Raw genomic sequence first — 10419 nt, 5'->3', positions numbered from 1 at the left:
GCTAGATCACGATCCGGCCACGTTTGACTGGGCTGCAGCTCATAAGAGTGTGATTTCCGGGCAAACGCTTCGCTCGCCGGGCGAAAGCCGGTTCCGGATGGTCCGGATCATGCTCTCGGCATTTCGGACATTGAGACAAAAAGCCGCGCCGGAATAATCCGGTGCGGCTTTTTGTACCGGTTGCTGCCATCCGCGATCACCATTCGATCGGTACCGAAATGTATTCGCGAAACGACGGGCTATGTCTGGCGTTGGCTCTCCGTCGAGGTGATCCATGCAAGACCTGCCGCTCAAGACCCGACAATATGCACAATATGCGGACGTGCCGCCCCGTCCGGCCGAAAAACCCGTGCCTTCGCGGCTCGCGGCCTCGCTGACGCTAGCGGCGATGAGCCTCGGCTACGGCGTGGTGCAGCTCGACGTCACCATCGTCAACACCGCGCTGCATGCGATCGGCGGCGCGCTCGGCGGTGGCGTGTCCGAGCTGCAATGGGTGGTGAGCGCCTACACTATCGCCTTTGCCGCCTTCATCCTGACGGCCGGTGCGCTCGGCGATCGCATCGGCGCCAAACGGGTTTTCATGACTGGCTTCGCGCTGTTCACAGCGGCGTCGCTCGCCTGTGCGCTGGCGTCGGACGCACCGCTCCTGATCGCGGCGCGCTGCATCCAGGGACTGGCGGCCGCGATCCTGGTGCCGAATTCGCTGGCGCTGCTCAGCCATGCCTATCCGGATGAGAAAGCGCGCGGCCGCGCTGTCGCGGTCTGGGCGGCCGGCGCCAGCGTAGCGCTGACGGCCGGCCCGTTCCTCGGCGGCGCACTGATCGCGCTCACCGGCTGGCGCGCGATCTTCCTGGTCAACCTGCCGATTGGTCTTGCCGGCCTCTGGCTCACCTTCCGCTACGCCGATGAGACCACGCGTTCGCTTTCGCGCGAGGTCGACCTGCCTGGTCAAATCGCAGCGATTGCGGCGCTTGGGTCGCTTGCCGGCGCCCTCATCGAGGGCGGCGCGCGCGGCTGGCAAGACCCGTTCGTGGTCGCAGGCTTTGCGGCGTCCGCGGTGCTGAGCGCGCTGTTCGTCTGGCGCGAAGCCCATGCGCCGCAACCGATGCTGCCGCTGTCGCTGTTCGGACAGCGAATGTTCGCGGCGACGTCGCTCACTGGTCTCCTCGTCAACGTCGCCCTTTACGGGCTGATCTTCGTGTTGAGCCTGTATTTCCAGGAGATCAACGGCCTGTCGGCATTTCAGACCGGGCTTGCCTTCGTGCCGATGATGGGCGCGGTGCTGCCCGTCAATCTGATCGCGCCGCACATCAGCGAGCGTATCGGCGCGCCCGCGACCATCGGCAGTGGTGCGCTGCTGTCGGCAGCGGGATGCCTGGCATTGCTCGGCTTGGGGCCTGACACCGCCTATTGGGCGATCTGCGCGCAACTGATCGCGATGAGCAGCGGGCTCGGTCTTTTGGTCCCGCCGCTGACGTCGACGCTGCTCGGCAGCGTCGAGAAGTCGCGCTCGGGAATTGCAGCCGGCGTGCTCAATGCGACCCGGCAGACCGGCAGCGTGCTCGGCGTCGCGCTGTTCGGCTCGCTGGTCGGTCGGTCCACAGCGTTCATCGCTGGCCTGCACGCCTCGTTGCTGATCTCGGCCGGCCTGCTGCTTGCGGCCGCTGCCGCGATCATGCTTGGCGCCCTGCGGCGGGACCGGGCCATGGCGTGACCCGCGTCATTGCGCGCGCCGGTTGCGGATTGAGCCGATTTTTGTCGCCGGCTCAAAACTTCGTTCACCATCTGCAGAACGAGTTCCACTGCGGTTACCCCAAATCCACCAACTGGAGGGCTGGTACGGCGCAGTAGGGGAACTGCAATGTACCAAGTCCTGATTTGCCTGACGACGCAGCACGATTGGCGGTTCGTCATCCTTGCCCTGGCGACCTGCTGGCTCGCCGGCGCGGTCGCGATCAGCCTGTTTCACCGGGCCAGAGCGTCGCAAGGGCTTCCGCGCGTGGTCTGGATCGGGCTGGATGCGGTGGCCGGCGGCTGCGGGATCTGGGCGACGCATTTCATTGCGATGCTGGCCTATCAGCCCGGCATGGGCGTTGGATACGACATGCCGCTCACCCTGCTGTCACTGGCCCTTGGGGTGTCAATCGTCACGGTGGGCTTGACGGTTGCCTTGCTGAACAACCGCGTCTCGACGGCAGCAACTGGTGGCGCGATCGTTGGCGTTGGCATTGCCGTCCTGCACTACGTCGGCATGATGGCCGTTGCACTTCCGGCGCGCGTCGTATGGTCGCCCGGCATCGTGCTCAGTTCAGTGCTGATCGGCAGCCTGTTCGCGGCGCTGGCGCTCGTGGTTGCGACGCGCAGCGATGATCGCAACCACGGCATCGGCGCGACCGCACTGCTGACACTGGCCGTCGTCTCGCTCCATTTCACTGCAATGGGCGCAATAACCGTCATTCCCGATCCCAGCGTCGCCGTTGACGAGATGTCGATTTCGCCGGTCGCGCTTTCCTCCCTGACGGCGATCGTGACCTTCGCGTTTCTCGGGATCACGCTGGTTGCGGCCATGCTCGACCGCCGCGCCAAGGGCGAAATGCGCCAGCAGAAGGTTCTGCTCGACACCGCGCTCGGCAACATGTCGCAGGGCCTGTGCATGTTCGATGCGGATGGCCGCATCCTCCTGGCCAACGACCGTTACGGCGCGATGATGGGCCGGTCCAGCATTCCGCTGCGGGGCCGCCTGCTGCGCGATGTCCTGCGGGACCAGAAGCTGAACGGCGACTGGGACGGCGATCCCAATCAGTTCGTTGCCGATGTGATGGCGGAAGCCGGCGCCGGCAACACCGTGACCAAGGTCGTGACGAGGGAGGGCCGCTCGATCCGCGTAGTCGATCAGCCGATGAAAGGCGGCGGCTGGGTCGCGACCTTCGAGGACATCACCGAGTGGCAGCAGGCGCAGGAGCGGATTTCGCACATGGCGCGCCATGACGCGCTGACCAATCTGCCCAACCGGACGCTGTTTCGCGAACAGCTCGAAAAGGGATTGCGGCTCGCCCGGCGCAGCGACCAGCTCGCGGTGTTCTGCCTCGATCTCGATCATTTCAAGATCATCAACGATTCGCTCGGCCATCCCGTCGGAGATGCGCTGTTGAAGGCGGTCGCTCAGCGGCTCGGCGAATGCGTCACCGAGAACGATACCGTGGCCCGGCTCGGCGGCGACGAATTCGCGATCGTGCAGTTCTGCGGGGATTGCGACCCATCGGCGGTGGCCGCGCTCGCCAGCCTCGTCGTCGAGAAAATCGCGGCTCCTTACGAGATCGGCGGCCATCAGCTCGTGATCGGCGTCAGCATCGGCATCTCGCTGGCGCCCGAGGACGGCAAGAATCCGGACGAATTGTTGAAGAAGGCCGATCTCGCGCTCTACCGTGCCAAGGCAGACGGCCGCGGCACCTATCGCTTCTTCGAGACCGGGATGGACGCACGCGCGCAAGCGCGGCGCATGCTCGAGCTCGACCTGCGCAAGGCGCTGCAGCGTGACGAATTCGAGGTCCATTATCAGCCGATCCGCGACGTCGCCCACGACCGGATCGTCGCCTGCGAGGCCCTGCTGCGCTGGAATCATTCGCTGCGCGGCCCGCTCCCGCCGGGCAATTTCATCGGGCTTGCGGAAGAAACCGGGCTGATCGTTCCGATCGGCGAATTCGTGCTGCGCCAGGCCTGCGCGGATGCGGCCGGCTGGCCGCAGGACGTCGCCGTCGCGGTCAACCTGTCGCCGATCCAGTTCAAGAACCCGAACCTGGTGTCGTCGGTGAAGGCGGCGCTTGAGGCCACCCGCCTTGCGGCGGATCGGCTCGAGCTCGAGATCACGGAGACGGTGCTGCTGCAGAACAGCGCCGCGACGCTCGCTGTGCTGCACGAATTGCGCGCGCTCGGCATCCGCATCTCGCTGGACGATTTCGGCACCGGCTATTCGTCGCTGAGCTATCTTCGCAGTTTCCCGTTCGACAAGATCAAGATCGATCGCTCGTTCGTCAGTGACCTCGCGACGCGGGAAGATTCCATGGCGATCGTCCGCGCCGTGACCGGGCTCGGCAAGAGTCTCGGCATCGTCACCACGGCGGAGGGGGTCGAGACCGATGCGCAGTTCGATCTGCTGCGTCGCGAGGGTTGCACGCAGGCGCAGGGCTATCTGTTCAGCGCGCCACGTCCCGCCGCCGAGGTGAAGAAGATCCTGGCGGAAAGGTCGCCGCAGCGCCTGAGCGCTTAATTCCTGCGCAGCGCGAAATGCGCGCCGCAAAACGCCATCGCGCCGCCGAGACATAGCGCGGCAAGGCCGGCCTCTACGATCGAGATGGTGGAGATCGAACTCGGTGCCGAGGCCACCTGGCCGGCGCCGGCGAGAATCAGGACGCCGACGGCGATCAGGAATTGCCGCATCCGCGGCGGGATCTCGCCCGAGACGGCGCTGTGCATCAGGTTCGCGGTGAAATAGCCGCCACAGAACGCCACCGTCGCGATCAGCCACCAGGCGATCGCCGCGCCCGCCGGCATCGATTCGTGCGTGTCGGAGCGCCACAGCCCGCCAAGATCAAGGCCGTAGCGTGTGCCCAGCATGTGCACGGCGAGCGCCAGCAGCACGCCGGAAATCATGGCGCCGCCAAGGATCAGGCGGCGTGGAAAAGAGGTCGTCTCGGCCATGCTCCGGTTGTAGGATGAAGCCGGCGCGCCGCGCAAGCGGCGCTGTCAGCCGATTGCTCCGGGTTGTGGAATTTGCCGACGTCATCAGCCAACAATAGCGCGGAGCCAGGCGAGGGCGCATCGACGCTTTATGCTTACAAGGCATCGTTGATCGGATCGGCGCATCAATTCGAGTTGACTGATGCCGGATTGTCGTGGCGCATCGCCGGCCGCTCCGGCGTCTGGCCTTATCGCGATATCTCGGCGGTCCGCCTCTCATACCGCCCGGTGTCGATGCAGTCGCGCCGTTTCCGTGCCGATATCGAGAATGCCAATGGCGGACGTCTCGCCATCCTCTCGACCACCTGGCAGACCGCAACCCTGATGGCGCCGCAGGACCACGGCTACCGTGCCTTCATCGAGGAATTGCACCGGCGGATGAAGACGGCCGGCAGCAAGGCGGTGCTGACAGGTGGGCTCGGGCCCGTGACCTATACGGCCGCGCTCGCGGTGTTGGCGGTGCTGGCGGTCGCGATGATCGGGCTCTTGCTTCGCGCGCTGTTCACCGGCGAATTCATCGGCGTGCTGTTTCTGATTGGCTTCGCCGTCCTGTTCGCCTGGCAGATCGGCGGCTTCGTCGGGCGCAACCGGCCGCGCAGCTACAGCTTCGATCATCTGCCGGATAAGTTGCTGCCGTAGCGTTTCCGTACCAATTGCGGGATGATCGCAACCGAGCGCAATGAAAAGTGACTTCGCGGAATCTTCCGTTCGCGGCATCGTCCTGTCCTATCAATGGGGCGGGGAAATGCATGGAGGATCGAAGCGCGCGCCTTCCGACCGAGGCGGAGATTGCCGAGATCAACGCAAGGCATCTGATCTGCACGCCCCTCAAACCAGCCGATCTCCTGTTCGTCTTCGGCACGCGCCAGGACGTCGATCTCCGGGTCGATGAGGCCTGTCGGCTCTGGCGTGAGGGCTTCTTCCGCTGGTCGATCGTCAGTGGCGGGGTGACGCCCGGCTCCCATCGTTCCGAATGCGAAATCATCAAGGCAGCGATGGTCGCACATGGCATCCCGTCCGAGATCATTCTCGAAGAACATTGCGCGGTGAATACCGGCGAGAACGTGATCCTTTCTCTGCCCATCATCGATGCGGCATTGGGATTGGAAAATATCCGCAGCGTCATTTGCCTCGGTAACAGTTGGACGGCGCGGCGCTATCCGATGACGCTGCAGCGGCATTGGCCGGAGGTCGAGAAGATGCTGGTGACGGTCGATTGTTTTGCTACGCCGCGCTCGCAGTGGCACACCGATCCGGAATTTCGCCGCCGCGTGCTACGCGAGTGGGACAAGATCGAACCGTACAAGGCCAAAGGCTTCATCGCGGAATGGCCGGTCACGTGAGAGACGGAGGCTCTATTCGGTCGCGTCAAAATCCTCTTCCTTCGCGATCAAGATGCCCGATAGCGCTCGCAGTCCGGTTTCGAGCTGCTCCAGCGTCGGCGCGCCCAGTGCGAGGCGGACGGCGTTGGGTGCATGCCCGGGGCAACCGCAAAGGTCGTCGACGGCGTCAACGCGATGTCGCGGCGGGCGGCTGCGGCCACGAAAGTCTGCGAGCGCCAATGCGGCGGCAATGTCAGCCAGAGATGATAGGCCTTGGCATTGGCCTGGATTTCGAAGCCAGCGAGCAATTTTGCGGCCATCTGCTGGCGGCGCGCCGCATCGATTCGCTTCAGCCGCGTGAGCTCGGACACGGTGCCATCGCCCATCAGCCGCTGCCCGGCCGCAAACGCATAGCCTGACGCCGTCCATCCGCCGGAGCGGACGGACGCCATGATGATCTCGCGCAGCCGTAGCGGAGAAACGATGAAGCCGAGCGCAAGCCCGGGCGCGACCTTCTTCGAGAGACTGTCGAGCACGATGCAGCGGTCGGGAGACAGCGCAGCGAGCGGCGGCTCATCGTCGAGAAATCCGTAGACCGTGTCCTCGATGATGGCGAGGTCGAGCTTCTCGACTACACGCAGCAGATCGGCGCGCCGCGCGGCCGGCATCGTGATGCCCAGCGGGTTTTGAATGGTTGGCTGCAGATAGAGCGCCGTGAGATGTGCCTCGCGGTGCGCTTTCTGTACCGCATCGGGCCGCACGCCGTGCTCGTCCATCGCGAGCGGCACCAGCGTCACGCCAAGCCGCACCGCAATGCCCTTGATGAAGGGATAGGTCAGCGCCTCGACGCCGCAGCGCCCACCCGGCGGCACCAGGGCGGCGAGCGCGGCTGCGATGCATTGCCTGCCGTTGGCTGTGAAGACGATCTGCTCGGCGCCGGGAGACCAGGTCTTGCGGGCAAGGAACGCCGCCGAAACCTGTCGCACGGCTTGCGTGCCCGTGCTGGTCGACGGCCGCAATGCGGCCTCGAGCGCCTCGGTCCGCTCCAGCCCTTGCAGGCTTTTCGCGATCATCGCCGCCTGTTGCGGCAGCAGCGGATAGTTGAATTCCATGTCGATGCGCGCGCCATGCGCCTCGGGCGACGGCGCGATGCCGCGCCGCACGTCGCCGGAAATGAAGGTGCCGCGGCCGACTTCGCCGACGACGAGGCCGCGTCGCAACAGCTCGGTGTAGACCCGGCTCGCGGTCGATACCGCGATCTTGCGCTCATAGGCGAAACTGCGTTGTGGCGGCAGGCGGTCGCCGGGCTTCAGCGCGCCGTCGGCGATCTCGGCGGCAATGGCGTCGGCAAGTCGCAAATATTCGAACTTCGACATAATTGCACCGAGAGCAATGTTTCTCTTGAACTGAGATCAATACCGGATCATCTAGAGAGCATCAACCCCTGCGATTGTACTGAGGATGCGCAAGCGATCCGAGGTCAATACGGCGCTGCGATAGCATTGCGCCGACGGCATCGCTTTGCCGCGCGGGAGAAAGCCGGAGAGAAGACGATGTCGACGCTATCCTCAGCCGCAGGCCGGCCCGTGCGGCCGCGCTCATCAGGCGGACTGGTTCGCTGGATCGAAGCGGGCGCGCATGCGCTGCTCGGTTATCTGGAGCGCCGCGCCGCCATCAAAACACTTCGCGGACTGGATGACCGCGCGCTGCGCGATATCGGGATCTCACGCTGCCAGATCGAGGCCGCTGTTGGCGGCGCGCTCAATCCCGCGATGGGAAAGCTTAGCTCGAAAATGTTCTAATGCCGCACCACCAGCACGGAGCATTTGGCGTAGCGCACCACATGGCCGGCGTTGGAGCCGAGGAAGTAGGTGCGCATCGCCGGCCGGTGTGAGGTCATCACGATCAGGTCGGCGTGCATTGCAGCAGCTTCCTCGAGGATCTCGTGATAGATGCCGCCCTGTCGCACCACGCTGGAAATGCGCGACGGCTCGATGCCGCTTTCGCGTGCCACGATCGCGAGCGCTTCCTCGGAGGTCTGCTGCTGTTGGGCATCGAAATCGGCCGGCACATATTCGGCCAGCATCACCGGTGTCATCGGCAGCACGTTGAGCAGGCGCACCGTGCCCTTCCAGCTTTCCGCAAGCGTTGCCGCAGTTGCGATCGCGGGCTTCGCCAGCTCGGTGTCGGCCAAATCGATCGGCACCAGAATGGACTTGAACATCCACGCCTCCTGTCCGCTCAACATTGACACGGCAAGCGGCGATACGCGCCGGCTGCCTTGACTCTAGTTTTGACGCGTTTTCTTCACGCGAACCGGAATCCACTTCGCTCGAAAACGCGCTAGTCGTCCGAAGTCTGCTTCAATAGTTTCGGGCTGACAAACTGTACGAGCTTGCCGCGACGGAACGCCACGTCGGTCCAGTCGTGCGTCGGGAAGTCGAAGATTGCAAGGCCCGACGTCGGCAGGTTGTGATCGAGCGCTTTCTTCGCAGCCGCATCGCCGCCGCCAATGAGGGTGAGGGCGAACTCATGCATGCCGGGATTGTGGCCGACCAGCATCAGCCGTTTGGGGTCGCTGACCGAGGCCATGCGAACCGTGTGCAACAGCTCGGTCGGATCGGCGCCGTAGAGTTCCGGCAGGAATTCGACCTCCGGCCGCGGTATGAGCCCTTTCATCGCCTCCCAGGCGACTTCCCAGGTCTGATGCGCCCGGACCGCGGGCGAGACCAGCACGCGGTCGGGAAACGGCGGATGCCGGCCGATCCAGGCGCCGATCTCGGCGGCATCACGGTGGCCGCGCTCGTCGAGCCGGCGGTCGTGATCCTGGCCCGTGGGCGATTCGGTTTCGGTCTTGGCGTGACGCAACAGCATCAAACGGCGCATGGCGCAATCTCAATTCGGCGTGTTCTGGATTAATCTACATGCTCATGCCCGCGACAAGGTGACAAGCCGTGTTGCGGTCCGTAAGAAAACGATATGAGCGAGCCTTCCACAAGTGCGACCGACGATCGCGATGCTGCGATGCCGTTCCCCTCGCGCCTTTCGGTCGAGCTGGACGTCGATATCTGCGTGGTCGGGGCTGGGCTTGCCGGCCTGACGGTGGCGCGGGAAGCGGCGCGGCTTGGCGCCAGCGTTGCAGTGCTCGAAGGCCGCCAGGTCGGCTGGAACGCCTCCGGCAACCAGCTCGGCACCGTGATGCCGGGCTTCAATCTTCCGGTGTCCGAACTGATCGAACGCGTCGGGTTGGAAGACGCCCGCGAACTCTGGGCGCTGTCGAAGGCCGGCGCCGATTACGTTCGCGCGACCGCGACCGAGGAACTGATCCCGGGCATCGGACTCAGCGAGGGTGCGCTGCAGGTTTCCACCGTCGATGTCGGCGAGACCCTGATCAGCCGGCTGCAGACGCTGGCTGAGGATTTCGAGACCGAGGTCGAGGGCTGGCAGGTCGACCGTGTGCGCAGCACCATCAGGACCAACCGCTATTTCCATGGCATCTACTATCCCAAAGCGTTCCAGGTCGACGGCCGCAAATATGTGCATGGCCTGGCAGCGCTGGCGCAGCGGGCAGGGGCACGCATCTTCGAGGACACGCCGGTGGTCAGCATCGACTTCTCCGGCATCCGCAAGCGCATCATTACGCCTTCGGCGCGCTTGCGCGCGAACCATATCGTGCTCGCTGGCAACGTGCATCTCGGCGCGCCGCTCCAGCGCCTGTCGGACACGCTGCTGCCGGTCTGGCGCTATGCGGCGGTGACTGAGCCGCTTGGCGAACGGCTCGCGGAGGCGCTCACCTTTCACGGCTCGGTCAGCGACGGCGACGGCATCGATCATTTCCGCGTCGTCGATGGCGACCGGCTGATGTGGGCGAGCCCGGAGACGACGTGGAATGCGAAGCCGCAGCGTTTCGCGCCCGCCATCAAGCGCCGCATCGCGACCATCTTTCCGCAACTCGGCAAGGTCGGGATCGACGATGTCTTCGGCGGCGCCGTTGGTGTGACCGTGCATGGCATGCCGCAGATCGGTGAATTGCGCAAAGGCCTCTGGGTCGCAAGCGGCTTTGGCCGGCAGGGCATGAACACCTCGGCGATGGCGGGGCTGTTGATCGCGCGCAGCATCCTGTGGGGTGACGAACGCTGGCGGCTGTTCTCGCCGTTCGAACTGGTCTGGGCGGGCGGGACCACCGGCCGCGTCGCTGCGCATCTGATCAACCTTTGGGGGCGGGGCGCCTCCGCCGCCGCCAACGTACTGGCGCGCTATCGGGAAGGTCTGCGCGTCAAAGAGCGCATCCGCAACGCACGTCTCGCGGAGGCCAATCGCCAGTACGGCACCCTGCCGCGGCCGCCGCGCCGCGGACCCG

The 10419-nt window shown here is 65.0% G+C and carries 9 protein-coding genes and 1 pseudogene; 6 read left to right on the top strand and 4 right to left on the bottom strand.

Going from position 1 to position 10419, the window contains the following annotated elements:
• Positions 1-274: 274 nt before the first annotated feature.
• Both CWO89_RS34275 and CWO89_RS34270 read left to right on the top strand, forming a co-directional pair.
• Positions 275-1714: an MFS transporter gene (locus tag CWO89_RS34275; RefSeq protein ID WP_130582884.1), complete on the top strand. Its 1440-nt coding sequence runs from the start codon at positions 275-277 to the stop codon at positions 1712-1714.
• Positions 1715-1861: 147 nt separating this feature from the next.
• Positions 1862-4267: an EAL domain-containing protein gene (locus CWO89_RS34270; protein WP_130582883.1), complete on the top strand. Its 2406-nt coding sequence runs from the start codon at positions 1862-1864 to the stop codon at positions 4265-4267.
• Here CWO89_RS34270 and CWO89_RS34265 read toward each other — a convergent pair.
• Positions 4264-4698: a hypothetical protein gene (locus tag CWO89_RS34265; RefSeq protein WP_130582882.1), complete on the bottom strand. Its 435-nt coding sequence runs from the start codon at positions 4696-4698 to the stop codon at positions 4264-4266. The two genes, CWO89_RS34270 and CWO89_RS34265, sit on opposite strands and share 4 nt — an antisense overlap.
• 72 nt (positions 4699-4770) lie before the next feature.
• On the opposite strand from CWO89_RS34265, the gene CWO89_RS34260 reads away from it, so the two are divergent.
• Together CWO89_RS34260 and CWO89_RS34255 are read left to right on the top strand one after the other, a co-directional pair.
• Positions 4771-5376 carry a hypothetical protein gene (locus tag CWO89_RS34260; RefSeq protein WP_130582881.1) on the top strand — a complete coding sequence of 202 codons (606 nt, stop codon included), beginning with the start codon at positions 4771-4773 and terminating at the stop codon, positions 5374-5376.
• 110 nt (positions 5377-5486) lie between these two features.
• On the top strand, positions 5487-6080 hold the full coding sequence (locus CWO89_RS34255; RefSeq protein ID WP_130582880.1) for a YdcF family protein: 594 nt from the start codon (positions 5487-5489) through the stop codon (positions 6078-6080).
• Positions 6081-6092: 12 nt separating this feature from the next.
• On the opposite strand, the pseudogene CWO89_RS34250 reads toward CWO89_RS34255, so the two are convergent.
• Positions 6093-7435, bottom strand: a pseudogene (locus CWO89_RS34250) (aminotransferase-like domain-containing protein).
• Positions 7436-7612: 177 nt separating this feature from the next.
• Here CWO89_RS34250 and CWO89_RS34245 point away from each other — a divergent pair.
• A complete protein-coding gene (locus CWO89_RS34245) occupies positions 7613-7861 on the top strand; it encodes a DUF1127 domain-containing protein (RefSeq protein WP_130582879.1) in 249 nt (82 codons plus the stop codon).
• Here the strand turns inward: CWO89_RS34245 and CWO89_RS34240 are convergent.
• Positions 7858-8283, bottom strand: a complete 426-nt coding sequence (locus CWO89_RS34240; RefSeq protein WP_130582878.1) for a universal stress protein — start codon at positions 8281-8283, stop codon at positions 7858-7860. The two genes, CWO89_RS34245 and CWO89_RS34240, sit on opposite strands and share 4 nt — an antisense overlap.
• 119 nt (positions 8284-8402) lie before the next feature.
• Positions 8403-8945 carry a SixA phosphatase family protein gene (locus CWO89_RS34235; RefSeq protein WP_130582877.1) on the bottom strand — a complete coding sequence of 181 codons (543 nt, stop codon included), beginning with the start codon at positions 8943-8945 and terminating at the stop codon, positions 8403-8405.
• 93 nt (positions 8946-9038) lie between these two features.
• Between CWO89_RS34235 and CWO89_RS34230 the strand changes: the two genes are divergently transcribed.
• Positions 9039-10419 (top strand): NAD(P)/FAD-dependent oxidoreductase (locus CWO89_RS34230; RefSeq protein ID WP_130582876.1); only part of this gene is annotated, 1381 nt, incomplete at its 3' end.

It is taken from the genome of Bradyrhizobium sp. Leo170 (assembly GCF_004296405.1).
Taxonomy (GTDB): domain Bacteria; phylum Pseudomonadota; class Alphaproteobacteria; order Rhizobiales; family Xanthobacteraceae; genus Bradyrhizobium.
This window is presented reverse-complemented; position numbering and strand designations above follow the sequence as displayed.